Source organism: Streptomyces sp. NPDC004647, from assembly GCF_040609575.1.
Taxonomy (GTDB): domain Bacteria; phylum Actinomycetota; class Actinomycetes; order Streptomycetales; family Streptomycetaceae; genus Streptomyces.
In genome coordinates this window covers 76809-101941 of the sequence record NZ_JBEXKU010000011.1, presented here as the reverse complement: position 1 = coordinate 101941, position 25133 = coordinate 76809, and the positions used below count along the sequence as shown (strand labels likewise).

Annotated in this window: 23 protein-coding genes and 1 pseudogene; 15 read left to right on the top strand and 9 right to left on the bottom strand. The window is 72.5% G+C overall.

Annotation, left to right across the window (positions count from 1 at the left end; all coding sequences use genetic code 11):
- Window positions 1-116 precede the first annotated feature (116 nt).
- From ABZW18_RS07435 to ABZW18_RS07425, 3 genes are all read right to left on the bottom strand, one after another.
- Window positions 117-1631, bottom strand: coding sequence for a diacylglycerol kinase family protein (locus ABZW18_RS07435; RefSeq protein ID WP_356183393.1), 1515 nt, complete (start codon window positions 1629-1631; stop codon window positions 117-119).
- Between the two features lie 44 nt (window positions 1632-1675).
- Window positions 1676-2116, bottom strand: a complete 441-nt coding sequence (locus tag ABZW18_RS07430; protein ID WP_356183390.1) for a CBS domain-containing protein — start codon at window positions 2114-2116, stop codon at window positions 1676-1678.
- 172 nt (window positions 2117-2288) lie between these two features.
- Complete coding sequence (locus tag ABZW18_RS07425; protein WP_356183387.1) at window positions 2289-2672, bottom strand: DUF2795 domain-containing protein; 384 nt, start codon at window positions 2670-2672, stop codon at window positions 2289-2291.
- 129 nt (window positions 2673-2801) lie between these two features.
- Here ABZW18_RS07425 and ABZW18_RS07420 point away from each other — a divergent pair.
- The 6 genes and pseudogenes from ABZW18_RS07420 to ABZW18_RS07395 all read left to right on the top strand — a co-directional run.
- Window positions 2802-3056, top strand: a pseudogene (locus tag ABZW18_RS07420) (DUF6158 family protein); the annotation flags it as partial.
- A gap of 206 nt (window positions 3057-3262) precedes the next feature.
- Window positions 3263-3445 (top strand): hypothetical protein, encoded by a 183-nt coding sequence (locus tag ABZW18_RS07415; RefSeq protein WP_356183385.1) that lies wholly within the window; start codon window positions 3263-3265, stop codon window positions 3443-3445.
- Between the two features lie 101 nt (window positions 3446-3546).
- A complete protein-coding gene (locus tag ABZW18_RS07410; protein ID WP_356183468.1) occupies window positions 3547-3918 on the top strand; it encodes a phage holin family protein in 372 nt (123 codons plus the stop codon).
- A complete protein-coding gene (locus tag ABZW18_RS07405) occupies window positions 3915-4259 on the top strand; it encodes a DUF3618 domain-containing protein (protein WP_356183382.1) in 345 nt (114 codons plus the stop codon). Before ABZW18_RS07410 ends, ABZW18_RS07405 begins: the two co-directional genes overlap by 4 nt.
- A 33-nt stretch (window positions 4260-4292) precedes the next feature.
- Complete coding sequence (locus tag ABZW18_RS07400) at window positions 4293-4523, top strand: DUF4235 domain-containing protein (protein ID WP_356183465.1); 231 nt, start codon at window positions 4293-4295, stop codon at window positions 4521-4523.
- Between the two features lie 371 nt (window positions 4524-4894).
- Complete coding sequence (locus ABZW18_RS07395) at window positions 4895-5704, top strand: RNA polymerase sigma factor SigF (protein ID WP_356183379.1); 810 nt, start codon at window positions 4895-4897, stop codon at window positions 5702-5704.
- Window positions 5705-5828: 124 nt separating this feature from the next.
- Here ABZW18_RS07395 and ABZW18_RS07390 read toward each other — a convergent pair whose 3' ends face one another.
- On the bottom strand, window positions 5829-7193 hold the full coding sequence (locus ABZW18_RS07390) for a PAS domain-containing protein (protein ID WP_356183376.1): 1365 nt from the start codon (window positions 7191-7193) through the stop codon (window positions 5829-5831).
- A 233-nt stretch (window positions 7194-7426) separates the two neighbouring features.
- Between ABZW18_RS07390 and ABZW18_RS07385 the strand changes: the two genes are divergently transcribed.
- Window positions 7427-8662, top strand: coding sequence for an aminotransferase class I/II-fold pyridoxal phosphate-dependent enzyme (locus ABZW18_RS07385; RefSeq protein ID WP_356183463.1), 1236 nt, complete (start codon window positions 7427-7429; stop codon window positions 8660-8662).
- A gap of 60 nt (window positions 8663-8722) precedes the next feature.
- Complete coding sequence (locus ABZW18_RS07380) at window positions 8723-9733, top strand: MBL fold metallo-hydrolase (protein WP_356183373.1); 1011 nt, start codon at window positions 8723-8725, stop codon at window positions 9731-9733.
- A gap of 192 nt (window positions 9734-9925) precedes the next feature.
- Here the strand turns inward: ABZW18_RS07380 and ABZW18_RS07375 are convergent, their stop codons facing one another.
- Both ABZW18_RS07375 and ABZW18_RS07370 read right to left on the bottom strand, forming a co-directional pair.
- Complete coding sequence (locus tag ABZW18_RS07375; RefSeq protein WP_356183370.1) at window positions 9926-10564, bottom strand: DedA family protein; 639 nt, start codon at window positions 10562-10564, stop codon at window positions 9926-9928.
- A complete protein-coding gene (locus ABZW18_RS07370) occupies window positions 10561-11343 on the bottom strand; it encodes an MBL fold metallo-hydrolase (RefSeq protein ID WP_356183367.1) in 783 nt (260 codons plus the stop codon). Before ABZW18_RS07370 ends, ABZW18_RS07375 begins: the two co-directional genes overlap by 4 nt.
- Window positions 11344-11674: 331 nt before the next feature.
- Between ABZW18_RS07370 and ABZW18_RS07365 the strand changes: the two genes are divergently transcribed.
- Window positions 11675-13837, top strand: coding sequence for a phage holin family protein (locus tag ABZW18_RS07365; protein WP_356183364.1), 2163 nt, complete (start codon window positions 11675-11677; stop codon window positions 13835-13837).
- 301 nt (window positions 13838-14138) lie between these two features.
- Here ABZW18_RS07365 and ABZW18_RS07360 read toward each other — a convergent pair whose 3' ends face one another.
- Complete coding sequence (locus ABZW18_RS07360) at window positions 14139-15935, bottom strand: FAD-dependent oxidoreductase (RefSeq protein WP_356183361.1); 1797 nt, start codon at window positions 15933-15935, stop codon at window positions 14139-14141.
- 176 nt (window positions 15936-16111) lie between these two features.
- On the opposite strand from ABZW18_RS07360, the gene ABZW18_RS07355 reads away from it, so the two are divergent.
- On the top strand, window positions 16112-16432 hold the full coding sequence (locus ABZW18_RS07355) for a 4a-hydroxytetrahydrobiopterin dehydratase (RefSeq protein ID WP_356183359.1): 321 nt from the start codon (window positions 16112-16114) through the stop codon (window positions 16430-16432).
- A gap of 622 nt (window positions 16433-17054) precedes the next feature.
- On the opposite strand, the gene ABZW18_RS07350 is transcribed toward ABZW18_RS07355, so the two are convergent.
- Window positions 17055-17447, bottom strand: a complete 393-nt coding sequence (locus ABZW18_RS07350; protein WP_356183356.1) for a YciI family protein — start codon at window positions 17445-17447, stop codon at window positions 17055-17057.
- Between the two features lie 235 nt (window positions 17448-17682).
- Here ABZW18_RS07350 and ABZW18_RS07345 point away from each other — a divergent pair, with 235 nt between their 5' ends.
- From ABZW18_RS07345 to ABZW18_RS07325, 5 genes are all read left to right on the top strand, one after another.
- Entirely contained in the window at window positions 17683-18975 is a 1293-nt protein-coding gene (locus ABZW18_RS07345) for an FAD-dependent oxidoreductase (protein WP_356183353.1), read from the top strand.
- Window positions 18969-19853, top strand: a complete 885-nt coding sequence (locus ABZW18_RS07340; RefSeq protein WP_356183351.1) for a DUF1365 domain-containing protein — start codon at window positions 18969-18971, stop codon at window positions 19851-19853. Before ABZW18_RS07345 ends, ABZW18_RS07340 begins: the two co-directional genes overlap by 7 nt.
- On the top strand, window positions 19850-21112 hold the full coding sequence (locus ABZW18_RS07335; RefSeq protein WP_356183349.1) for a cyclopropane-fatty-acyl-phospholipid synthase family protein: 1263 nt from the start codon (window positions 19850-19852) through the stop codon (window positions 21110-21112). The genes ABZW18_RS07340 and ABZW18_RS07335 overlap by 4 nt, the downstream gene beginning before the upstream one ends.
- Entirely contained in the window at window positions 21113-21919 is an 807-nt protein-coding gene (locus ABZW18_RS07330) for a DUF1295 domain-containing protein (RefSeq protein ID WP_356183346.1), read from the top strand.
- 435 nt (window positions 21920-22354) lie between these two features.
- Window positions 22355-23539: an amidohydrolase family protein gene (locus ABZW18_RS07325; protein ID WP_356183343.1), complete on the top strand. Its 1185-nt coding sequence runs from the start codon at window positions 22355-22357 to the stop codon at window positions 23537-23539.
- Window positions 23540-23766: 227 nt separating this feature from the next.
- Here ABZW18_RS07325 and ABZW18_RS07320 read toward each other — a convergent pair whose 3' ends face one another.
- Complete coding sequence (locus ABZW18_RS07320; protein ID WP_356183340.1) at window positions 23767-25128, bottom strand: deoxyribodipyrimidine photo-lyase; 1362 nt, start codon at window positions 25126-25128, stop codon at window positions 23767-23769.
- Window positions 25129-25133 lie beyond the last annotated feature (5 nt).

Sequence of the window (25133 nt, the reverse complement as noted above, 5' to 3'; positions counted from 1 at the left end):
GCCGGTCGGAGTTCGTGTGAGCCGTCATCAGCCGGTGTCAGCACGTGTGAGCTGCCACCAGTGGTGTCAGCATGTGTCAGCCCGGCATCAAGCCCGCGATCAGCCCGCAGCACGCGTCAGCCCGGTGTGTGGCGGTAGACCGTCAAAGCCTCCTCGGCCTTGTCGATCAGGAATGCCGGAGGCGCCGGAGCCACCTCGCCGTCGTACGCCATGTGCGTGCCCTGGGCCAGCCCGGAGATCCGGATCCGCTGCGGGCGGGTGGCCGCGTACACCGGGGAGCGCCGCAACACCCCCGTCAGCGCCGCCGCCAGCAGCCGCGTCCGGGCGAAGCGGCCGCCGTGCGCGATACGGACGTCCAGCAGCCCGTCCGCCAGGTCGTAGCGGCGCACCGGTGCGACGCCGACGCTGCGGTAGGCCCCGTTGCCCGCGAACAGCAGCCACACCGACCGCCGTCGCCCGTTCACCCGGACCGTGACCGGCCGGGACGTACGCAGCACATGGAGCACCCCGAGCAGGCTCGCCGCCGGCCCGCCCAGCCTGGGCGACCAGCGCTCCCGGACCCGTACCAGCTCCGGATACGAGCCGATGCTGAAGGTGTTGAGGAAGTACACGGGCTCCGGCCCCTCGCCGGGACGCCGCGCCTCCGGGACCAGCCGGCCCACGTCGACCCGCACGGCGCTGCCGGCGACCACCGCGTCGCACGCGTCCTGGACGGTCTCCAGTCCGAGGTCGACGGCGAAGTGATTGAACGTCCCGCCCGGTAGGACGGCGAGCGGCACGTCGTGCAACAGCGCTGCCGCCGCGGCCGCGTTCACCGACCCGTCGCCGCCGCACACACCGAGCGCGCCGCCGCGCCGCGCGGCCTCCCGCGCCGCCTCCGCCAGTACCTTCGGCAGCGGTCCGGCCTCCTCCGTGTAGAGGACGACCTCCGCCTTGGGCAGCGCCGCCCGCACCTGCCGCACCGGATCGGTCACCGTGGGCTGCGCCCCCGACGAGGGGTTGACCACCACGACCAGGCCGTCGCCCCCGGGCAGGGCGGGCGCGTCGGTGCGCGGCCTGGCGGGCGGCGGGAGCTGGGTCCTGGACGGTACGAGTCCGCGTACCGCGTACGCCGCGCCCGCGCCGAGCGCCGCGCCCGCCACCACATCGCTCGGATAGTGGACGCCCGTGTAGACACGGGAGAACGCCACGGAGAAGGCGACAGGCGCCAGCACGGCGCCCCAGCGGCGCGATTCGAGGGCGGCGCCCACAGCGAAGGCCGCCGCGGACGCCGCGTGTCCGGAGGGGAAGGACGTCGTGTGCGGCCGGCGTGCCAACTGCCGTATCAGCGGCACCGACTCGATCCCCGGGCGCGCCCGGCCCACCGAGCGCTTGCCGACGGTGTTGACCGTGGCGGAGGCGAGGGCCAGCGAAGCGACACCGCGCGCCGCCGCCCGCCGCCCCCTGGGGCTGCCGACGGCCCACATGCCGGCCGCGATGCCGAACCACAGCAGACCGTGGTTGGCGCTCCGGCTCAGCCTGGGCAGCACGTTCTCCGCTCCTGGCCAGTGCCGGGAGGCCACCAGATCGAAGACCGACCGGTCCCGTGCGCTGAGCCGGCGGCGGAGGCGGTACCTGATCAGATCATCCATGCACAACCACTTACCCGCTGCCGGTCAGGCAATGACCGCTCCGGTCATGTGACCGAAGTGCCGGGCCAGCGGTCCGGCGCCGCACGGCTGATGTCGGCCAGCGCGGAGTCCGGATCCTGCTCCTGGGCGAGGTCCCCGATGCTCAGCATGCCCAGCGGGTGGCCGTCCTCGACGACCGGCAGCCGCCGCACGGCGTGCGTGCGCATCAGGGCCGCGGCGGTCGACACCGGATCGTCCGGACGGACCGTCACCGGCGCGGGGGTGCACACGGACTGGGCGCTCACCGTCAGCGGATCCACGCCTTCGGCGACGGCGCGCAGCGTGATGTCCCGGTCGGTGAGCATCCCGACCAGCGCGCCGTCCTGGGCGACGAGTACGTCCCCGATGTCCTGGGTCCGCATCAGCTCTGCCGCTTCGACCAGCGAGGCGTCGGGCCGTACGGATGTCACGGCCGGGGTCATGACATCCCTCACGTACTGGGCCATGGCTGTTCGCCTTCTCTCGTACGTCTGTCCGCTTCGGGAACGGAGTGTGTGGGGAACGCGGGGTGGGTGCCGCAACCCGCTGTACCCCTGGCGCGCCGCACTATGCGACGCCGCACCGTGCGAGTTCGCACCGTGCGGCGTCGCGAACGCCGTTACGCGCGCGTGCTGCCGCCTACGCGCGCGTGCTCCGGCCCAGCGCCGTGACCATCTCCTGCACATTGGCGTACGTGTCCTCCGGCGGCAGCTCGCCGACGATGTCGATCAGCCGGTCGGGGGCGTGCCGCTCCTCCAGCGTGCGCACCAGCTCCCGTCGCTTGGCGGGGAACGGCGTACGGGCGAGGTGCCGGGCCAGCTCGAAGCGGAGTGCTTCCGCCTCGGCGGCCTCCGCCCGCTGCGGGACGGGACCCACGGTGATCTCGGGGTCGTCGTCCGCGCCCGGCTCCGGGTCGTGCCACTCCTCGGCCCGGGTGGGGTGCCCGGACCGCAGCAGGCCCTGCAGCTCATGCTTCATCTCGTCGTCCCGGTGCACATTGAGCCGGTTGCTTCCTCGCTCCATGCTGGGTCTCCGTACTGATCCCTGCGGATCTGTTGGCGGTCGTCCATAGCGGGTACCCGGCGATCGGACAGCAACACGGCTGCGCTGCGTGGCCGGGCAGGCCACGCGGGTGATCGAAGGGAGTGCCCCATGGCCGACAGCGAGCGGCGGGGCGGCGGCGTCGACCCGGCCGCGCTGGACGAACCACAGCTCATCAAGGAGCTCGCGACGATCCACCGGACCCGTCACGAGACGCTGCTGTACGGGTCGCCGGACGCCCTCGCGGCGCACAACACCCGGATGGCGCAACTGGAGGGGGAGTACCTGCGGCGGCATCCGGAGCGGCAGGTGGCGAGGACCCGGACGCGGGAGGGGGCGCGGGCCCGTAACTCCTGCGAATCCTCGGGCGGCACGGGCGGCCACACAGCCGGCGGCACGGGAACGGGCGCCGCCACTGGCACCGGCACCGCCCATTCCGCCCATGGCTCCTGAGCGGTCCGGCTCGGTGAGACCGCCCGCGGACGTTTGACCTCGGCGCGGAGGGTCACCCGGCCCGAAGGCCCGTAGCGCTCCGCCGGAGCCGATACGGGTCCCCAGGGAAGGACAGGGCCATGGCGGTGCTGGTCGCCGTACTCATGCCGATAGCGATGCTCGGGGTCGTGCTGGCACTGGGCCGATACGAGGAACTGATGCTGACGCCGTCGGCACCACACGGCCGCCCGGACCGGCGGCTGATCAGGGTCCACAGGTTCGCCCGAAGGTTCACGGCACATGAGGGAGGCGAGGAAAGGTGACCGACACGACCGACGCGCGGGAACGCACCGGGCAAGCCACCGAGCACACCGCCCGTACCCACCCCAACGGCCACCGAGCCGCCGCGACCGCCGGCAAGCCGGTGGGGGAGCTGGTCAAGCAGGCCTCGGAACAGCTGTCCGACCTCGTACGGAGCGAACTGCGGCTCGCCCAGGCCGAGATGGCCAGGAAGGGCAAGCGGGCCGGGCGGGGCGGCGGACTGTACGGCGGCGCCGCGATCACGGTCCTGCTCGCACTGCAGGCACTCGTGGCCGCCGGTATCGCCGCCATCGCGCTGGAGCTGCCCATCTGGGCCGCCGCGCTGATCATGGCCGGCGCGCTGTTCGTGCTGGCCTCGATCCTCGCGATGCTCGCCAGAGGGCAGACCCACCGGGCGTCACCGCTGATGCCCGAGGAGACGATCAGCGCGGTCAAGGCCGATGTCGAAGAGATCAAGGAGAGGGCACACCGATGACCAAGACCCCCGAGGAACTGCGCGGCCAGGTCGCCGAGGCCCGCGAACGGCTGGGCGCCACGGTGGAGGAACTGGCGGCCAAGGCCGATGTGAAGGGCCGTGCGCAGCACAGGGCAGCCGAGGTCAGGGACCAGATGCAGCACACTGCCAGCCACGCCGCCCACCTGGTGCACGATAAGACGCCGGAGCAGGTGCGTACGGCCGCCTCACGGGCCGCGGAGACAGGACGGCGCCGTCCGGCCCCCGTCGCCGTCGTCGGAGGGCTGCTCGTACTGGCCGCGGTGATGGTGCTGCGCGGCAGGCACAGCGCCGTTGCCCATCCCGGCGCCAGGAGGCGCTGAGCCGTGGGCAAACTGCTCTTCAAGCTGCTGTCCATGCTGTTCGGCCTGATCGGCGGCATGATCGCGGGCGCGATCTTCAAACGGGTATGGAAGGTCGTCGCGGGCGAGGACGACACCCCGGAGCCCACCGATGAGGACCGCCGCTGGCGCGAGGTGCTCCCCGCGGCGGCTCTGCAGGGCGCGATCGGCGCCGGCGTACGGGCCACCATCCAACGCGGCAGCGCCACCGGCGTCCGCCGCATCACCGGCACCTGGCCCGGCTGACGTTCAGCGCACTGGCGGGACCGCAAGCGACGGCTTGCGGTCCCGCCAGTGCGCTGTAAGGCCCGGGTGCGCTGTAAGGCCCGGGGGATGCTGCGCTGCGGACGCCGGGAAGAACAGTCGGGGCCCTGGCCGGGTGCGGGCGGGGCCGGGGATGGCTAACGTGAAGGAAGACCCGTTCGGTCCCGGCGTGGCTCGGCCGACCTGACCCGGTGCGAGTTTCGTCCAAGGACCGAGGGGCAAGCGAGACACGTGCTTCGGACCGGAGGCACGCCCGCGGGAGCAGTCGGCTCTGCCTCCGTGCGCCCCGGTCCGTCACGGCGCGTGTGCTCCTGCGGTGAGAAACAGATCCGCCGTCCTGGGAGCTGTCAGTCATGACGACCGTACGCGCACAGGCCAAGCGCCCCTCAGCGAAGCACCCGCACGACGACGCACCTGATACCTCGGCCGAATTCCAGGAACTCTCCCACCTGCCCGACGGGCCGGAGAAGGAAGCCCTGCGCCGGCACGTCGTCGAGGCGTGGATACCGATGGCCGAGCGGCTGGCCCGGCAGTTCCGCAACCGCGGGGAGTCCCTTGAAGACCTTCAGCAGGTGGCGGTCCTCGGCCTGGTCAAGGCCGTGATCCGCTACGACCCGGCCCGGGGCACGGCTTTCGAGAGCTTCGCCGTACCGACCGTCGTCGGCGAGGTCAAGCGCCACTTCCGCGACCACATGTGGGGGCTCCATGTGCCCCGCCGGGTCCAGGAGTTGCGCAACCGGGTACGGGCCGCCCACCGCGAGCTCTCCCATTCCCTCGACGGGCGCGGTCCCAGCGTCCGGGAGATCGCGGACCACACGGGCATGACCGAGCAGGAGGTCCGGCTCGGTATGGAGGCCCTGGACAGCTACACCCCGCTGTCCCTGGACGCGGAGCTGCCGGGCTCGGAGGACGGCTACTCCCTCGCCGACACCCTCGGCGACCAGGAGGACGGCTATGACCTGGTTGTCGACCGTGAGGCGATCAAACCGAAGCTGAGCACCTTGCCCGAGCGTGAGCAGCAGATTCTGTACCTGCGCTTCTTCTGCGACATGACGCAGAGCCGGATCGCCGAGCAGCTGGGCATCTCGCAGATGCATGTCTCCCGGCTGATCAGCCGGACCTGCGCGTCGCTGTGCGACCAGGTGATGGCGGACGCGAGTTGATCGCGGGACGACGGACGTGCGGTTCCGTACGCCGGTCGCGAGCTGATCGCGCGGGACGGATGTGTGGTTCCGTACGCCGGGCTGACCGCGCACGGACGGACGCGCGTTCCCGTACGCCCCTCAGTCACCGGCCCTCGAGGGGCCGGGCCCGGCGCCCGGCCTGCCGCAGCGCCATCGCGAGGTGCCGCGACATCCGGTCCACCACCCCCGCCTCCGCCATCTCGAACGCCCGCCGCCCACCGGTCCGGAAGAGCGTGAGCACCCCCAGCGCGGGCGTCTGCACCCCGCAGTCGGCCGGCAGGCACAGCGGTACGCACAGCAGCGAGGTCACCTGGGCCCGTACGAGTACGGAGGCCCCGGAGGCGTCCCGGCCGAACGCGTCCGGGTCGTCGGGGCGTACGCGCAGCGCCGAGACGCTGTCACGGACCGCGTCGACCACCAATGGGCAGTCAGCCGGGTCCTGGGCTACGAGGGCGGCCTCCTGCCCGGGATCGGGGCCGAGGACGGCGATCCGGCGCAGCGGCCAGCCGCCGAAGTCGTCCCCGGACTGCCCGTCGGCGAGATCGGCGATCACCCAGTCCGCGAAGCGGCCTTGCAGCAGCCGGCCCGCGCCTTCGAGTACGGCTTCCCTGCCCACCGGTTCCACCCGCAGCAGCTCGGCGGCCATGTCGTCGATCAGGTCCATCAGCAGGGCGTTACGGGACACCTCGGCCAGGTCCGGGCGGGGCGCCTTGGAAACCCGGGCCTCCGGTTCGGCCGGACGGCGGGCGTGCCCCGGGGACCCGGGCGCGGGCGAGCCCGTGGATTCGGAGCCGGAGGCGCGGGCAGAGGGGGAGGCGGACGGGGACGGGGATGCGGACGCGGAGGGGAAGGCGGACGCGGAGGGGAAGGCGGACGCGGAGGCGGGCGGTCCGGTGCCCGCTGCGTCCTGGAAGACGGCGAGTACGGCCGGCCGTGGCTCGCCCGGCGGTCGCAGGGCCGCGAGCGTGGCCCGCAGCGTCTCGCCCGCCCGGGGGCGTGCACCCTCTTCGGGCAGGAGCCGCACGTCCAGACTGCGGTCGCCCTCGCCCCGGGCGACCGCCGCGACCTGGGAACGGAATGCGGCCCGGCAGTCGTGGGCGAGCAGACCGGTCAGGGCGCGCCCGGTCGCGTAGCCGGAGCGCATGCCGAACAGTTCGGTCGCGGCCACGTTGAGCCGACGCACCACAGTGGTGTGGTCCACCAGCGCGACCGGCAGCGGCAGTCGCTGGAACAGGCCGCGCAGTAGCCGTACTTCCGGCTCGTCCCGCCGCGCGCCGTTGCGCTTGGCGGCAGCAGCAAGCTCCTCGAAGCGGGGCCACAGGACGTCGGCCACATGCTGGAGCTCGAACAGGGCCGCGTCGAGGGCGGCGATGCGCTCCTCGGGCGGCAGCGAACGGGCCGACCGCAACTCCTCGACCCGGCTGCGGAAGTCCGACAGCTCCGCCCCGAACTCCGACGACTCGGCCATGGTCACACGGTATCCGCTGCTGCTCGGCCGGGCCCGCCCATGCCAGACCACCGCCCCGGCCCGGCTGGCCCGCGCCGGCCCTGTCCCTGCCCCGTCCCTGCCTGTAGTACCCGGCGGCCACCCGCCGGGTACGTGTCGCCCCGTTGTCGCCACCGGGTGATCTGCGAAGGTGGGATACCGCGCCTATAAAGGGCATGAGCAGGGGGCGGATCGACCTCGGAGGTGAGGTACGGATGCAGCCGACCGCGCCGATGAGCCGCGGGCCGGCGCCGTTCGGGCCGCCGGTATCCGCCCCCGGGCTGCCGGTCCTGCCGGAGCTCGCGGAGCGGCTGGGAGCCGCCGCCGGGGCGGAGCCGGAGCCTGCCGGTGGCGGGACGGCCGTCCTCGAGGCGGCCTGCGGTTACTGGTCGCGCCGTGGTCTGCCGACCGACAGTTTCCACGTCGCCGCCGCACCCGGCGCCCAGCCACTCCTCCTCGCACTGCTCGCCGCGACCGGTGGCGATGTGCTGCTCACCCGCCCCTGCGCCCCCTGGTACACCCCGCAGGCCCGGCTGCTGGGCCGCGCCGCCTACCACGCGCCCGTCCCCGCCGAGTGCGGCGGCGTCCCCGACCCCTTCGCGCTGCTGGAGACCGTACGCCGCGTCCGCGAGGAGGGCGGTGACCCGCGGGTGCTGCTGCTGTCCGTCGCCGACGACCCCTGCGGGACCGTCCCACCGCCCGAGCTGATGCACGAGGCCTGTGAGGCCGCCATCGGCGAAGGACTGCTGATCGTCAGCGACGAGACCTACCGGGACACGCTCCACGACCCGGTCAGCAGCGTGCTGCTGAGCCCCGCCGAGATGCTCCCGCAGCATGTCGTCGTCATCGCCGACCTGGGCGCCGGCCTCGTACCGCCCGGCTGGCCCGCGGGTATCGCCCGCTTCCCGGGCACCTGGCACGGCGGCGAGCTGCACGCCGCCACGCTCGACGCGCTGGCCGGGCTGCGGTCCGTGCTTGCCGGGCCCGTCGCCGCCGTAGTGGCCCACGCCCTCACCGAGCCCGGGCCGGTCGCCGCCCGCGTCGCCGCCGCCGCCCGGCTGCACGGCCGCCTCGCCGCAGCCATCCACCGAACCGTCACCGGCGCCGGGGCCCTGTGCCGACCGCCCCAGGCGGGCAGCCAGCTCTACGCCGACCTCGACCCCCTGTTCCCAGCCCTCGCAGCCCGTGGCATCACCGACTCCGTCGAGCTCGAGGACCACCTCTCCCGCCGGCTCGGCGAGCCCGTACCCGGCGGCCACCGCTTCGGTGACGGGCCGGACTCGCTCCGCGTACGCCTGTCCACCGGCCTGCTACTGGGCCCGTCCGACGAGCAGCGGCTTCGGACACTCACCGCTCCGGACCCGCTGGAATTGCCGCATGTGGAAGAGGCGTTGAGGCTGTTCGGATCGGCCTTCGCAGAGCTGAACGACGATGAGCGATCCGGCGAATGACCTGTTGAAGGCGGGCGCGCAAGGCATTGCGCGCCCGTCCCGCCCGAACGGAGCCCCGCGATGACGGAACAGACCGAGCGCTCCCCCCTCGCCGAGCCGCGCCCCCTTAGGGAGACCCGGGCCTGGCCCCGCTCCTTCGCCGACCGGCTCACCGCTCCGCTGCCCGGCGTACGCGCGCTCGCCCGGATCGCCCGCGACGGTGGTATGCGCCCCGCCCCCGACGCGGCGCAGCGCGACATTCCGCAGCTGCCGTTCGAGCCCGGGCCGCTGCCCAGAGCCGGGGCCAGGGCCGTCGCCGTCACCTGGGCCGGCCACGCCAGCTGGGTGCTGCGTATCGGAGGGCTCACCGTTCTCACCGACCCCGTGTGGTCCAGCCGCATCCTCGGTACGCCCGAGCGCGTCACGCCCGTCGGCGTCCGCTGGGAGGACCTGCCGAAGATCGACGCGGTGGTCATCAGCCACAACCACTACGACCACCTCGACGCCCCCACCCTCAAGCGGCTGCCCCGCGACATCCACCTCTTCGTGCCCGCGGGCCTCGGCGCGTGGTGCCGTCGCCGCCGCTTCACCAACGTCACCGAACTCGACTGGTGGGAGGCGGTGAAGCTGCCCTCGAGAGGTGGGGGCGTGCGCTTCGACTTCGTGCCGGCCCACCACTGGAGCAAGCGCACCCTGACCGACACCTGCCGTTCGCTGTGGGGAGGCTGGGTGCTCACCGACGGCCGGGACCGGCGGGTCTACTTCGCGGGCGACACGGGCTACGGACACTGGTTCGCGGAGATCGGCCGCCGCTATCCCGACATCGATCTGGCCCTCCTCCCGATCGGGGCGTACGACCCGCGCTGGTTGCTCCACCCCGTGCACACCGACCCGGAGGAGGCGGTCCAGGCCTGCGCGGACCTCGGCGCGCGGGCCATGGCACCGATGCACTGGGCGACGTTTCTGCTCTCGGCCGAGCCGCCGCTGGAGCCGATCACCCGCGTCCGCGCGGCCTGGCTGGCAGCGGGCCGTCCGTGGGAAGACCTGTGGGACCTCCCGGTCGGGGGGTCCCGGGTCCTCAGCGCCGGCTGACGGGGTGAGTCGTCAGCCGCCGCGCGGCCGCCCCGGCTGACGGGTGAGTCGCCGCGCGGCCGCCCCGACCGCCCCGCTGGGCCGACACACGGTCAGTCCCGACCACGCCGCTGAGCCGGCGCTCGGTCACCCCGGCGCCCAGACGGGCCGACGCACGGTCAGTCCCGACCACGCCGCTGAGCCGGCGCCGGGTCAGCCCCCGCTGACCCGGTGGGTCGACGCCCGCCGCCAGACCGCCGGGGCCGCGCCGATCAGCACGGTCAGCACCACCGCCGCCAGCACGCCCTCCCACGGCTTGCTGAACAGCGAGCCACCCACGATCCCGATCAACTGATACGCCGCCGCCCAGGCCAGGCAGGCCGGCACATCCCCCCGGACGAACCGACGCATCGGCATCCGCGCGAGCAGGCATGCCAGCATCACCGGAATCCGGCCCGCCGGGATCAGCCGGGAGAGCACCAGCACCATCACTCCGTGCTTGTCCAGCTTCCGCTGCGCCGTCTCCAGCCGGTCCGGCTCGGCCCGCCCCCGGAGCCGTTCCAGCCAGCGCGAGCCGTTCTTCGACCGCACGCCGCGGCGGCCGAGCCAGTACAGGCCGATGTCCCCGAGGAGCGCGGCGGACGCCGCCACCCCGAAGACCACCAGCAGCGAGAACGGCGCCGTCTGATGGAAGGCCACCACGGCCGCCGAGCTGACCAGGGCACCCGTCGGCACCACCGGCACGAGCGACCCGAGGACGATCAGCAGGAACAGCGACGGATAGCCCACCGCCTGCTGCGTCGACTCCGGCGGCACCGAGACCAGCACATCGCGCACCACATCGCGGATCACCGAGCGGCCTCCGGCCGCACGCTCTCCCCGTGACCCAGCCGGTGCACCGTCACCTCGGGCGCCAGCCGCGCCGCGTGCCGTACGAACTCCTCGCCCGGAGCGTGGAATTCATGCGGCCGGATCGCGTCCATCCCGAGCGGCCAGTACGTGCCGTAGTGCACCGGAACCGCGCTGCGCGGGGCCAGCCGCGCCGCCGCCTGCGCCGCGCGCGAGGCGTCGAGGTGCCCGGAGCCGAGGTACGGACCCCAGCCGCCGACCGGCAGCAGCGCCACGTCGCAGGGCCCCACCTCGGCGGCCATCTCCTCGAACAGGCCGGTGTCGCCCGCGAAGTACGTCCTCGCCTCGCCCCGCACCACATAGCCGAGCGCGGGCGACCGGTGTGGTCCGTACGGCAGCCGCCGACCGTCGTGCGCCGCCCGGACGGCGCGTACCAGGACCTCACCCACCCGTACCTCGTCGCCGGGGGCGACCTCGGTGACACGGAGCCCGTAGTCGGTCACCAGCCTCCGCAGACCCGGCACGGCCCGCGCCGCACCGCGCGGCACGAGCAAAAGGGTGCCGGGGGGCAGCCGTGCCAGCGAGCGCAGGTGCAGGTGGTCGGCGTGCAGATGTGAGACGAGAGCGACGTCCGCGAGGGCGGCCTCAGGCGGCGGGAGCGCCCCGCGGCGCCGCCGCAGATGGGCCAGCCGCTGGGCGAAGAGGGGATCGGTGAGAACCCGGACCCCGGAGTCCGCGACCGTCGCGGTGGCATGCCCCCACCAGGTGATCTCCACCGGCACGTCACCTCCCGCCGCTCGCGACGCACTTGCGCACGCACGCGCGCGTACCTCGAGCCTACGGCTTGAACCGCCGTTCCCGCCGGGGAGCGCTCCGAGGCACGGCACTCCCCAGCCTGGGGCCGGGAGGAGCCCCGGACTGCGCCGTCATCGGTCGTCCGAGCGATCGGTCGCCCTTTCGGCACGACACCCAAGTACGGGGTCGGCTCCGCGCCTTGCGAAGCTCCCCGGCCTCCGGCCGACCGGGTGCGGGCCTCCATCAGGGCGCCCACGGCACTGTCCTCCGCGCTCCGGACCCGTCATCCGCGTGTGCCACGCTGGAGAGCGCGCCCGCATGCCCGGTGCGGGTGGATACGCGAGGCGGGAGATCGCCGTGTGCGGAGGCAGATGGCGGGCCGGGGGCGGGGCCCTGCTGCGGGTGCTCGTGGTCTGGGGAGCGAGCACGCTGACAATGCTCGTGCTCGCCGCCGTCCTCCCCGACTTCCGGCTGCAGTCCGCCGACGGCGACAGCGCCACCCGTATCGCCATCACCGCCGCCCTCGGCGCCGGGGCCTTCGGCCTGCTCAGCGCCCTGGTGTGGCCCGCGCTCGTACGTGCCCTGCTGCTCGTGCCCGCCTTCGTGCTCGGGCTGCTCGTCTTCTTCCTCAACGGCTCCGTGCTGCTGGTCGCTCTGCAGCTCGTACCCGACCAGCGCGGCGAGGTCGCGCCCGAGACGGCTGTCGTGGTCGCCGCCGTCATGTCGGCCGTCGCCTCCGCGACCAGTACGGCCCTCGCCGTGCGCGACGACGGCGCGTACCGGCGGCGGCTGTACCGGCTGGCCGACCGGCGCCGACGGCGGGGGGACGACGGCCTCGGGCAGTCGAGGGCGCCCGGCACCGTGTTCCTGCAGCTCGACGGGGTCGGCCACGACATCCTGGCCGCCGCCGTATGCGAGCGTCCGGGCGCCGCCGACGGGCGCCCGAAGCCGCCGCTCATGGGGACGGTCGCCGGCTGGTGCGACTCCGGCAGTCACCGGCTCACCCCCTGGCGCACCGACTGGTCCAGCCAGACCGGTGCCAGCCAGCTCGGCATCCTGCACGGCTCGAACTTCGATGTGCCCGCCTTCCGCTGGTACGAGAAGGAGACCGGCGAGGTCATGGTGTGCAGCCGGCCCACCAGCGTCGCCGAGCTCCAGCGCCGGGCGATCGCGCGCACGGGTGGCCCCGGGCTGCTGGCGGGCGACGGGGCGAGCCGCGGGAACCTCTTCAGCGGCGGCGCGGAGCAACTCGCGCTCGTGCTGTCGGTGGCCGCCCGGCGGGAGAAGGAGAACCGTTCCCGCGCGGGCTACTTCGCCTACTTCTCCGACCCCGCGAACGCGACGCGTACGGCCGGTTCGTTCATCGCCGAAGTGGTCCGCGAGATCGTCCAGTCGATACGTGCGCGGGTACGGCGTGACGAGCCGCGTATCAAGCGGGGCGGGCTGTACCCCTTCCTCCGTGCCTTCGCGACCGTCGTCGAGCGGGACGTCGTCGTGGCGGCGGTTGTCGGCGACATGCTCGCCGGACGCAGGGCGGTCTACGCCGATCTGGTCGGCTACGACGAGGTCGCGCACCACTCGGGGCCGCGCAGCCGCGACGCCGAGCAGGTCCTGGCCCGACTCGACCGCAGTATCGAGCTGATGGCGAAGGTCGCCGAGCACGCACCGCGCGAGTACCGGATCGTGCTGCTCTCCGACCACGGGCAGAGCCCCGGGCCGACCTTCGCGGACACGTACGGCCTGACGCTCCAGGACCTCGTACGGGCCGGGTGCGGGCTCCCCGTGTCGCGCCGGGCCAGGAGGTCGACGAGCGGCGCCGAGGCGCGGGCCGCGGCGCGCGCGGCGCTGCACCGTCCGGAGAAGGAGGGCCAGCGGCTGCGGCGCACCCGTGCCAACGGCCCGCTCGTTCTCGGATCCGGCAACCTCGGCCTCGTCACCTTCCCCGAACTGCCCGGCCGGGTGAGCCGCGAGGACATCGACGCCCGGAACCCGGCGCTGCTGCGGACGCTGGCGGAGCACCCGGGCGTGGGCTTCGTCCTCGTACGGAGCGTGGAGCACGGACCGGTCGTGCTGGGTGCCGACGGGGCCGAACTCCGGCTCGAAACGGGGGAGCTGGTGGGGGAGGGGGCCGAGAACCCTCTCGCGTGCCTCGGCCCGGAAGCGGAGGGGACCGTACGGCGCTCAGCGAGCTTTCCGCACGCGGCGGACATCATGGTGAACTCCGCGTACGACCCGGCGACGGGTGAGGTGTACGCCTTCGAGGAGCAGATCGGCTCCCACGGCGGCCTGGGCGGGGACCAGGCGCGGCCCTTCCTGCTCTGGCCGGTGGAACTGACGCCGCCGGTGGCGGACGACGTGGAACTGGCCGGCGCGGAGCAGGTCCACGAGGTCCTGCGCCGCTGGCTCCATGAGGCGTCCGGTCCGGAGGTTCCGCTGACGGCCCCGGACGAGCCGGCTGAACCGGCTGAGCGGATCGGCTGAGCAGATCGGCTGTACCGGCTGTACCGGCTGAACCGGCTGAGCGGATCGGCTGAGGGGCCGCCGCCGAGTCCGGTTCGTAGCTGAATTCCGTGCGTGCTCGCCCTCCACCGGTGCAGCGCCAGCTCGAGCCGGCTGATCCGCCGCCGCTTCCGCCAGCCGCGCAGCAGCGGCCCCGCACCGGCATCGGAGCCCGCTCCGGCACCCGCCCCGGCCCCGGCCCCGGAGCCGCGAGTGGTACCGGCAGCGGCAGCGACTTCACTCATGCTCCCGAAAGTAGTCGACCGCCGGGGCCGCCGGCGCTTCAGCTCAGGTCGAAGGCGTTGCGCAGACCGAGCCCGTACCGGAACTCGTCATGGCGCTTGAGCCCCTCGAACTCCGGAGCGCGGTAGAGCGGCTTGACGGCGCATCGCGGGGACGCCGAACCGGCGGCGTCCAGCAGGGCGTTGACCGCCTGCCGGGCGGCGGCGTTCGCGCCCTCCATCGTCGCCAGGTCGATGTCCACGGCGACGTAGTCACCGGCCAGGAAGAGATTGGGGATCTTCGTACGGGAGGTCGGCCGGTTGAACCAGGTGCCCGTCGGGTGGATGAGCAGCTGTTCGTCGTTGCGCGGATCCGGCGTGCCGATGCCGTCCACCGCCGGGTCGAGGAACCACGAGTGGAGCGTGCTGTCGCGCAGCACCGTACGGCCGGTGTCGTTGAGCGCGGCCTTCAGCTGGGCCCACACCTCGCGGGCGACCTCATCGCGGGTGCACTGCTTGGCCGTCCTGCCGTACAACATGCCGGGCCGGTCCCACTCGGAGATGTCGACGGAGAAGCAGTCGCGGACCTGTCCGTCGCCGTAGTCGGTGGGGAAGTCCCGGTTCTTCCAGTACTGCGCCTGGCCGACGGACGTCAGTGACCAGGGCGAGTCGAGATGGTTGACATGGCCGTGGATCACCGGTGTCGGCTCGGTCAGATAGAACTGGATTCCGGTCATCCAGTCCGTCTCCAGCGTGTCGGCCCGCCCCAGCTGCGGGTCGGCGGCCCGCAGCTGCTTGCCCCACACCTTCCTGGCGTGTTCGACGGGCATCGCGCAGATGTAGTGGTCGGCGGTGACAGTACGGCGCGCGCCGTCCGGCGTCCGCACGACGGCTCCGGTGACGCGCCCGTCCGCGTACGGCAGGTCCTCGACCGCGGCGCCGACCTCGAACCGTACGCCGAGACCGCGCAGATGCATCACCCACGGGTCGATCCAGGCCTCGTTGGTCGGCGCGTTGAGCACCCGGTCGGGTTCGCCGTCCGCGCCCCGCCCGAGGAGGTTGAGCAGGAACGCCTCCATGCAGTTGGCGACCGTCTTGGTGCTGGCCACCTCGGCCTTGGTGGCGACGATGTTGCGGGTGATGCCGATGGCCAGCAGCTGCTGATAGTCCTTCGACATCTTCTCGGCCTTGAGGAACTCCCACCACGGGGTGCGCTCCCAGTCGTCCAGCCGCCGCTTGTCGCAGCTGGTGAAGAAGACGAGGACGCGGCCGGCGAAGTACGCGGCCTCGTGCGCGGGAAGGTTGCAGGCCGTGATGAGCAGACCCTTGACGATGCGGACCAGGTCGTCGGGGGTGAGCGGGCCGGGCGGGGTGCCGGGCGTGGCGAAGGGCAGCCGGATGTCCTCGCGGCCGGTCCGCGCCAGCATCACCTCGGTGGACGCGACGAGGTTGTCGTGGCAGCCGTTCGGATTGCCGGGGAAGGGGATACGGCGCAGGGTGTCGGGGAGGTTCTGGTAGAAGCCGGGGATGAAACGGAAGCCGTGCTCGCCGGGCAGCGGTTTGCGCCCGCCCTTGGCGCTGTCCGGCACATCCATGCTGCGGGCCTTGCCGCCCAGTGCCTTCTTCTCGTAGACGGTGACCGCGAAGCCGCGCTCCGCCAGCTCGTGCGCCGCCGTCAGGCCCGCGACGCCGCCGCCGAGCACGGCCACGGACTGCCCGGCCTTGCTCCGGCGGGGCGCTGCGGCCGCCGTGCCGCCCAAGGCGGCCACGGCTCCGCCCGCCGCGGCCGCCCCGGCGACGAAGGTGCGTCTTGTGCTGCCCGTACGATCCGTGCGATCACTGTGATCCGTGCCCGTCATACCCGCCCCCTGCTACCGCCGGTAACCATCCCATCCGGCGCAGGAGCATAGAAGCCGCCCTCGTGACTCGGAAGCGAACTGCCGCCCCGGGAGCACATTGGCGGGAAACCGATCCCGCCCGGTGGCAGGCTGGGAGGTACGGGTATCGGGCATCCACCGGACGGAAGGCAGCAGACATGGCACCGGAAGCGCTGTCGCACAAAGAGATCGAGGACGCACTCGCCGAGCTCCCGGGCTGGTCCGCGCCCGGGGACCGGATCGAGCGGACTTACACCTTCGAGGGGCACCTCGCTGCGGCGGCCATGGTCGGGCAGATCGCCCGTGTCCAGGATGCCCTGGGCCATCACGCCGATCTGACGCTCTCCTACAACAAGCTGAAGGTCTCGGTGAACACCCACAGCGTCGGCCACAAGGTGACCGAGCTGGATCTCGAACTGGCCCATCGCATCGAGCAGATCGCCACGGAGCACGGGGTCGGCGGGACCAAGGGCGGGTAGCCTCGGGCATCGCCCTCCGTGGTGACCGGGTTCGGCTCGGGCGTGCGGCCACCGGCACCGGTTCGGCTCGGGCGTGCGGCCACCGGCACCGGCTCGGCCACAGCCGGCGCCGCGAAGCCCGCAGCCCGCTGAGCGCCCCGCCCCCGGGGCAACCAGCCCCCAGGGCAACCCGAGCCGACGGGGCCCACCGGCTCGGCGGGCGTGGGCTGCTGGGGTACTGCTCGTCGTCGCTTCTCGGTCTTCGCTCACACCCCGCATTCGGCGCTGACCGGCCGGGGGACTGACTCTTCACTCGTACGAGTGAAGATTGCGTCTGCCCGGCGAACTGTCGTGACCTGGGCCAATCCGCGGGGACCCGTACCGCTGTCGCCCGCCGCGGCACCGAACCGTCCGGGAGAGGCTCGACCCGCCGTGTGCCTACGGGTCGGCCAACACGGCCAACACGGCCTGCGGTCTTGGTGCGTGGTCGGCGCCCGGTCCCATACGCGTTCCGCCGCGTCCTGGGCCGGGCTGTGCGCGGCCCGGGAGGCTCTCGAGCGGCCGGCCGCCGGCGCGCGGCGTTCGGGCCGGGGGCGGAGCTTCCGCGCCGCCCGGCCGTCGCCGTCCGGTGGCCGACCGTCCGCTAGCCCACCGGCCGTACCACGACCGGGTAGTTGGGGGCGCCCTCGGGCACCGGGCACTGGTAGACACGTGCCGCGATCTCGGTCGCCCGCTCGATGCTCTCGCACTCGAGCAGCCAGTACCCGGCCAGCACCTCCTTGGCCTCCCCGTACGGCCCGTCCGTCACCACCGGCTCGCCGTCCTTCGTCGAGGTGACGAGCCTGCCCTCCGCGGGTTCGGTCAGCCCCTGCGCGTCGATCAGCTCCCCCGCCTCGGCGAGGTCCTTGTTCACCGCTCCCATGAAGTCGAACATCGCCTGGCGGTCCTGCTCGGTCCAGGCGGGTCCGTCCGTCTTCTCGCCCCGCAGCGCCTCGTAGTCGGACTGCTTGCCGAGGATCATCAGCATGTACTTCATGGCCTGACTCCCTTTGCTTGCGACACCCGGTCCGGGCGCCTCTCACAGGAGACGTCGGAGCAGGCAGCCCGTTCTCGACATCCTGCCGCCGCGAACTTTTCCGGGCCACCCGAAACCGCGGCTCTCCGGATACGTGTCCGCCGCAAGAAGATCCCGACCAGGACCAATCCGGTACGGGCGCGGCACCGAATCACCGCCGAAGGGCTTGGAACGCGGCAGCTGTGAAGGGAGCGGCATGGCGGTGGAACATCGTCGTACGGCCGTGGTGGGCGGCGGAGTGGCGGGGCTGACAGCGGCGCATGTGCTGCGGCGCGCGCACGAGGTCACGCTGTACGAGGCGGACGACCGGCTCGGCGGCCATGCGCACACCCATGAGATACCTTCCTCCGACGGCAGGGTGCAGCGCGTCGACTCCGGCTTCATCGTCCACAACGAGCGCACGTACCCACATCTGCTGCGGCTGTTCAACGAGCTCGGGGTGACCACCCAGGAGTCCGAGATGAGCATGTCGGTGCGGTGCGAGGGCTGTGGCCTGGAGTACGCGGGCGCGCGCGGACCGCAGGGCCTGTTCGCCCAGCCCGGCAACGCCCTGCACGGCCCCTACCTGCGGATGCTCACCGAGGTCACTGCCTTCCACCGCCGGGCGCGGCGGCTCCTCGCCGACGGCCCTGGCCCTGGAGCCGGACCCGGCGCCGGCGCTGATCCGACGCTGGGCGAATTCCTCGCGCAGGGCCGCTTCTCCGCGTACTTCACCGCGCACTTCATGACGCCCGTGGTCTCGGCCGTCTGGTCCTGCTCCCCGGAGACCGCGCTGCGCTTTCCGGCCCGGTATCTGTTCCGCTTTCTCGAGAACCACGGGATGCTCGGTGTCAGCGGTTCCCCGGCCTGGCGGACGGTCACCGGCGGCTCGCGCGAGTACGTACAGCGGATCGGAAAACAGCTCACCGCTGTCCACACGGCCACACCCGTACGGGCCGTACGCCGCTTCCCCGGCGGCGCCGAGGTCGTCACCGAGGACGGAACGACGACCCGCTACGACGCCGTGGTGCTCGCCGTCCACCCCGACCAGGCCCTGCGGCTGCTCGCCGACCCCACCGACGACGAGCGCCATGTGCTGGGCGCCTTCCACTATTCCCGCAACCCCACCCTGTTGCACACCGATGCCTCGCTGCTGCCGCGCAGCCGCGGCGCCCAGGCGTCATGGAACTTCACGATGCCCTCGTGCCGGGCATCCGCCGGCGCCGTGCTGGTCAGCTACGACATGAACCGATTGCAGCGGCTGGACGCCCCCGAGCAGCACATCGTCACGCTGAACGGCGCAGACCGCGTCGCCGAGGACCGTGTCCTCGCACGGATGGTCTACGAGCACCCCGCCTACACGCCGGAATCGGTCGCCGCCCAGCTCCGGCTCCCCGCACTCAGCGGCCCGATCACCGCTTATGCCGGGGCGTACCACGGCTGGGGTTTCCACGAGGACGGCTGCCGCTCCGGAGTGGAGGCGGCGAGAAGCCTGGGGGTCCGATGGTGACCTCGGAGCCCGTCCCCGCACCGGCACCCGTCCCCGCCCTGGCACCCGTCCCCGCACCGGCACCCGCACGCGCCTCCGCCCCGGGGCCTGCCTCCGCCCCGGCGTCCGCCTCTGCCCCCGACGCCGCTTCGACCGCCGCCGCCGGCCATCACCCCGTACCCGCCCTCTACACCTGCACGGTGGCCCACCTACGCAACAGCCCCCGGCGATACGCCCTGCGCCACCGCACCTACCTCTGGCTGGTCGACCCCGACCGGCTCCCGCGCCTACCGGCGCCGCTGCGCCCGCTCGCCCGCTTCGACGCCCGTGACCACTTCGGCGGGACCGCGCCGACCATCCGCGCCGGGCTGGAGCGCTTCCTGAACTTACGGGGAGTCGACCTCGCCGGCGGCAGGGTGATCATGCTGACCCACGCCCGCGTGCTGGGCCATGTGTTCAACCCGCTGACCCTCTACTGGTGCCACGACCGCGACGGCTCCCCGGTCTGCGTCGTGGCCGAGGTGCACAACACCTACGGCGGACGCCACTGCTATCTGCTCCGAACCGACGGGCGCCACCAGGCCACCGTGGACAAGGAGTTCTACGTCTCGCCGTTCTTCCCGGTCGACGGCGGCTACCGGATGAGACTGCCGGAGCCCGACAGCCGCCTTGACCTGACGGTGCATCTGGAACGCGACGGCGGACGGCCGTTCACCGCGACCGTACGGGGCGAGCGCCGTCCCGCCACCCCGCTCGGCCTGCTGCGGGCCGCTGTCCGCAACCCCTGGTCCACCCTCGCCGTATCCGCGGGGATCCGGGTGCACGGCATCCGGCTGTTCCTGCGCGGACTCCCCGTACAGCCCCGCCCCCGTCACCGAACCCAGGAGGGTCTGGAGTGAGCGTGTCCGTGTCCCCGAGCATTCCGACGACGAACGCGGTGGATCCGGCCCGGTGGCCCGATGTGGCATCCGTGCCGCAGTGCTCCCGTGCCCGGGCGGCCGGCGCCGAGCTGACCGTACGCCGAGCCCTGGCACGGCTGCCGCTGATGGTGCGGCTGCGCGGCGCCGAAACGCTCGGCAGGGGCGGCCCGTTGATGGAGGTGCACCACCCCGAGGCGTTCTTCCGCCGGATCGGCGCGACAGGCCTGATCGGCTTCGGCGAGTCGTACATGGCGCGGGAGTGGGAGGCGGACGACCTGGTGGGTGTGCTCACCGTCCTGGCCGAGAACGTCAGCACCCTCATGCCGCAGTCCCTGCAACGGCTGCGCGACCTGTGGACCCGACGGCAGCCGGAGGCCCAGCGCAACACCCTCGAGGGGTCCCGCGAGAACATCCACCGCCACTACGACCTGTCGAACGACCTCTTCTCGCTCTTCCTCGACGAGACGATGTCGTACTCCTCGGCCGTGTTCCGCGGCTTCCCCGCCGAACGCTCCCTGCTCGCCGACGCCCAGCACCGCAAGATCGACCGGCTGCTGGACGCGGCGGGCGTCGGTGCCGGCACACAGCTGCTGGAGATCGGCACCGGCTGGGGCGAGCTGGCGATCCGGGCGGCGGCGCGCGGTGCACGGGTACTGTCCGTCACCCTCTCCCGGGAACAGCGCGATCTGGCCGTACAGCGCATCGCCGCGGCGGGCCACGCCGACCGGGCGACCGTGCTGCTGCGCGACTACCGGGAGGTCATCGGCCGGTACGACGCGGTGGTCAGTGTGGAGATGGTCGAGGCGGTCGGTGCCGAGTTCTGGCCGGTGTACTTCACCGCCCTGGACCGGCTGCTCGTTCCGGGCGGCAGGGCCGCCCTGCAGACGATCACCATGCCGCACGACCGGCTGCTCGCCTCCCGGGACACCTTCACCTGGATCCAGAAGTACATATTCCCCGGCGGCCTGCTGCCCTCCGTGGAGGCCATCGAGCAGATCACGGAGGCGCACACCCGGCTGCGGGTGACCGAGCGGGCGCAGTTCGGCGCACACTACGCAGAGACCCTGCGGCTGTGGCGGGAGCGCTTCACCGAGCGGGCCCACGAGGTCGCGGCGCTCGGCTTCGACGAGACGTTCCACCGCATGTGGACCTTCTATCTGGCCTACTCGGAGGCGGGCTTCCGCGCCCGCTACCTGGAGGTGCAGCAACTGCTGCTGACGAAGGAGGAGAGCACATAAGTGCACGCCTTCCCGTGGGGTGCCTTCGGCACCGGGCTCGCCGCCGCCGCGGTCGCGGCCCTGGTCGTCATGCTCGTCACCTTCGGTGTCGCCCGCGCCGTCGGGCTGCACCGGATCGTCGACGTGGCCTGGGGCCTCGCCTTCGTGGCCGTCGCCGTCGTCTCGTACGGCATGTCGGCCGGGTACGGCGACGGCGGGCGGCGGCTGCTGGTCACCGTCCTCACCGTCGTCTGGGGGCTCCGGCTCGCCGGGCACATCGCCTGGCGGGGCGGCGGCCACGGCGAGGACCCGCGCTACGAGCGGCTGCTCGACAGGGCCCGGGGGAGCCGTGACGCGTACGCGCTGCGCATGGTCTACCTCCTTCAGGCCGCACTGGTCTGGCTGGTGTCGCTGCCCGTCCAGGCGGCGCAGTACGTACCGGGTCCGATGGGCGCGATCGCCGCCGCGGGCGCAGCGCTCTGGCTGCTCGGGCTGGTCTTCGAGGCGGTGGGGGACTGGCAGCTCGCCCTCTTCAAGGCCGAACCGGCCAACCGGGGCCGGATCATGGACCGCGGGCTGTGGAGCTGGACACGGCACCCCAACTACTTCGGGGACTTCTGTGTCTGGTGGGGCCTGTACCTCATCACCTGCGACGACCCGGCTGCGGCGGGAGTCTCGGCCGTCGCCCCGCTGGTGATGAGCTATCTGCTCATCAACGGCAGCGGAAAGCCCCTGCTGGAACGCCATATGGCGAATCGTCCCGGCTATGCCGAGTACCGGGCCCGCACCAGCGGATTCCTCCCGATGCCCCCGCGCAACCGGGACTGAGGCGGCTGCATGTCCACCCCCACGGCCGGGGAGCGCCTCGACCCCTGACTCAGTCCATCCGGTACTGAGCCTGGCTCCGTCGCTTCCGGTGGCCGGCGGCGTACTGGGCTGCGCAACTGGTCATGTGTACTCTCGGGCTGCGCGCAGTGCCTCCTACCCGGCCCATGCGGGCACGTCCGTACCGGGCGTTGTCAGAGCACTCCACGTCCGCCAGGGCCTATTGCTGCTGCGCGCAACCGGTGCATTCCGCCGACCGCCGCATGGTGGAGCGGTGGACGGCGATCGGCGGAACATATCGGTGTGCGCCTCGGCCGACATCCCTGCGTTCTCCCCCGCGGAGCGCAGCGGGTGACCGGCCGTTGCCCTCCGGCAACGACTTGGGCGCCGATGCCCGTGAACTCATCGCCATATCCCACGCGCTACGGAAAGGCAATCGTGAACGAGGTACTGATTACCGCTGACCGCGTCATTATCGGGCCCGCGGATCAGGTGATCGACGACGGTTCTGTGCTCGTGGACGACGGCGTGATCACCGCTGTCGGTACCGCGGCCGAGTTGGACACGTCGGTGGATGTGAGTGTGTCCCGGTTGCGGTGTCCTGGGGCGACCATCTTGCCCGGGATGATCGACTGCCATGTCCACCTCGCCTTCGACGCGGGCCCGGACCCGATCAGTGCCGTGGCCCACGCCGACCCGGGCGAGCTCGCCGCCGCCATGGCGGACCGCGCCGAACAGATGCTGGCCGCCGGGGTGACGACCGTACGGGATCTCGGTGACCGCGACGCGCTCACCGTGCCGCTGCGTGCATCCATCGAGTCCGGGACGGCGGCCGGGCCACGTATCCTCGCCGCGACCGCGCCGTTGACCTCACGCGGTGGCCATTGTGGATTCCTCGGCGGTGAAGTCACCACCGACGACGACATCCGCGCACAGATCGCCCGCAACGCGGCGGCCGGAGCCGACCTGATCAAGGTGATGGCCTCCGGTGGCTCCCTCACGCCGAGTGGCCCGCGCATGTGGGAGCCGCAGTTCGCTCCCCGCCAACTGCGCCTGATGGTTGATGAAGCCGCCCGCTATGGCCTGGGGGTGGCCGCGCACGCACACGGCACCGACGCCATTGCCCATTGTGTGGCAGCCGGTGTCCGGACTATCGAACACTGTTCCTGGCGCACCGCCGACGGCACCGTCTACGACCCGGAGATCACCCGCCGAATGGTCGAGAACGACATAGCCGTCTGCCGCTGCGTGTCCGGGGACTGGCGAGGCTTCCTAGACAAGTTGGGCCCCGAACGGGCGGAGGCAATGGCCGGCCACATTCGGAAAATGCGGGAGGCCGACGTCCGGTTCATCGCCGGCACGGACGCCGGTGTGCCAGGAGCCCGGTTCGGCGACTACGTCGGCATGCTCGAATTCTTCGCCTCCCTTGATTTCACCCTTGCAGAAATCCTCGACATGGCAACCACCAACTCCGCTCATGCCCTCGGGCTGACCGACACCGGCGTCCTGGCCCCCGGCATGCGCGCCGACCTCATCGTCATCGACGGCAACCCTCTGACCGAGTTGGACGCCCTCCGCCGAATCCAGCACGTCTTCACGGCAGGCCGCCTCGTCATCAAATGAAGCGTGGCTCGGCGACGATGTCGCCGACCTTGCCGGGAGCGGCGGTGAGATGACGCGGAGTCCGGTGAGTACGGCGAACCCACATCGCCCACGCAGCGCGGACCGCGTAGTGAGGCAGGGTTGACGGCAGCTCTCAGCGGAGCTGCTTCCGGCGTCACCCGGGCCGACCACCCACCGGCCGAACCGTTGGTTCGGCATCTCCGGACCTCAGTCGCACCACCATGCCGTCAGGCTCCGCGGGCCTCGGGGAAGCCCGCGGGGCCAGTGCCCAGGTCCAGGAGCGGCTCCGGGTAATCGAGCCGGTTGCGCAGCTCGGCCGGGAGCAGCCACGGCCGGTGGACCGCCGCTCCTTCCACACCGGCCAGCTCCGGTACCCAGCGGCGTACGTAATCACCCCGTGGGTCGAAGCGCTTGGCCTGCCGGAGCGGATTGAGAACCCGGTTCGGACGGGTGTCGGTGCCCGTGCCCGCCACCCACTGCCAGTTGAGCTGATTGTTCGCCATATCGCCGTCCACCAGCAGATCGAGAAAATACCGGGCACCCACCCGCCAGTCCACACGGAGCGTCTTGGTCAGGAAGCTCGCCGCCAGCAGCCGCGCCCGGGGGTGCATCCAGCCCTCGTACAGCAGCTGCCGCATCGCCGCGTCGACCACCGGGTATCCCGTACGGCCCTGCCGCCAGGCCGCGATCTCCTCGTCGTCCTGCCGCCAGTCCCTGTCCCTCGGGCGGTAATCGTGCCATCCGGCGTCCGGCCGGGCGGCGAGCACCTGATGGTGGAAGTCACGCCAGGCCAGCTGCCGTTGATACGCCTCTGCGCCCTCGCCGCTCGCTTTCCGCGCCCGGTGGACCAGTTCCGCCGGGGACAGCGAGCCGAAGTGGAGGAACGGCGAGAGCCGGGAGGTCGCGTCACCCGCCAGGTCGTCGTGCAGGGCCGCGTAGTCGGCCATCGGCCCCGACTCCCAGGCCCGCAGGCGCGCGCGGCCCTCGGTCTCCCCGCCCGCGGCCAGCCCCCGCGACACGTTCCTCAGGTCCGTCCGGGACGGCAGGTCGTCGGAGCCGATGCCCTCCGGCACCCGCACCACCCGCGGCGCTCCCAGCACGTCGCGCGGGACGGTGCTCTCCCAGTGGTGGAAGTACGGGGTGAACACCGCGAAGTGATCGCCGCCGACCGGGGTCAGCGCGCCCGGCGCAATGGCGGTGATCACCGCGTCGTGGACGAGCAGGTTGCACCGCTCGCCGCGCAGCGCGTCCCGCAGCCGATCCTCGCGGCGCATCGCGTAGCGGCTCACCCCGCCCGCGATGTGCACCCGGCGGGCACCGGACTCGTCGGCCACCCGGCAGACCTGCTCGACCACATCGCCCGTACGGACCACGAGCCGGCCGCCCCGGCCGCGCAGCCCAGCGTCCAGGTCGGCGAGACAGTCGGCGAGGAACGCCCGGCGGTTGGGGGCGTCGAAGCCCGCCTCACGTACCCCTGAATCCACCACGAACAGCGGCACGATCGCGTCGGAGCCGCGTCGCGCGGCCCGCAGCACGGGGTTGTCGTGCAGTCGCAGGTCGGAGGTGAACAGGGCAATCGACACCCTCATGGGCC

Coding starts and splice junctions, on each gene's coding strand:
- ABZW18_RS07400 (WP_356183465.1), top strand. CDS start 4,293: ATGCTGTTCGGCCTGATCGGCGGCATGATCGCGGGCGCGATCTTCAAA.
- ABZW18_RS07320 (WP_356183340.1), bottom strand. CDS start 25,128: ATGAGGGTGTCGATTGCCCTGTTCACCTCCGACCTGCGACTGCACGAC.
- ABZW18_RS07350 (WP_356183356.1), bottom strand. CDS start 17,447: ATGAAGTACATGCTGATGATCCTCGGCAAGCAGTCCGACTACGAGGCG.
- ABZW18_RS07415 (WP_356183385.1), top strand. CDS start 3,263: ATGGCGGTGCTGGTCGCCGTACTCATGCCGATAGCGATGCTCGGGGTC.
- ABZW18_RS07365 (WP_356183364.1), top strand. CDS start 11,675: ATGCCCGGTGCGGGTGGATACGCGAGGCGGGAGATCGCCGTGTGCGGA.
- ABZW18_RS07340 (WP_356183351.1), top strand. CDS start 18,969: ATGGTGACCTCGGAGCCCGTCCCCGCACCGGCACCCGTCCCCGCCCTG.
- ABZW18_RS07360 (WP_356183361.1), bottom strand. CDS start 15,935: ATGACGGGCACGGATCACAGTGATCGCACGGATCGTACGGGCAGCACA.
- ABZW18_RS07405 (WP_356183382.1), top strand. CDS start 3,915: ATGACCAAGACCCCCGAGGAACTGCGCGGCCAGGTCGCCGAGGCCCGC.
- ABZW18_RS07380 (WP_356183373.1), top strand. CDS start 8,723: ATGACGGAACAGACCGAGCGCTCCCCCCTCGCCGAGCCGCGCCCCCTT.
- ABZW18_RS07430 (WP_356183390.1), bottom strand. CDS start 2,116: ATGGCCCAGTACGTGAGGGATGTCATGACCCCGGCCGTGACATCCGTA.
- ABZW18_RS07355 (WP_356183359.1), top strand. CDS start 16,112: ATGGCACCGGAAGCGCTGTCGCACAAAGAGATCGAGGACGCACTCGCC.
- ABZW18_RS07435 (WP_356183393.1), bottom strand. CDS start 1,631: ATGGATGATCTGATCAGGTACCGCCTCCGCCGCCGGCTCAGCGCACGG.
- ABZW18_RS07425 (WP_356183387.1), bottom strand. CDS start 2,672: ATGGAGCGAGGAAGCAACCGGCTCAATGTGCACCGGGACGACGAGATG.
- ABZW18_RS07345 (WP_356183353.1), top strand. CDS start 17,683: ATGGCGGTGGAACATCGTCGTACGGCCGTGGTGGGCGGCGGAGTGGCG.
- ABZW18_RS07395 (WP_356183379.1), top strand. CDS start 4,895: ATGACGACCGTACGCGCACAGGCCAAGCGCCCCTCAGCGAAGCACCCG.
- ABZW18_RS07390 (WP_356183376.1), bottom strand. CDS start 7,193: ATGGCCGAGTCGTCGGAGTTCGGGGCGGAGCTGTCGGACTTCCGCAGC.
- ABZW18_RS07385 (WP_356183463.1), top strand. CDS start 7,427: ATGCAGCCGACCGCGCCGATGAGCCGCGGGCCGGCGCCGTTCGGGCCG.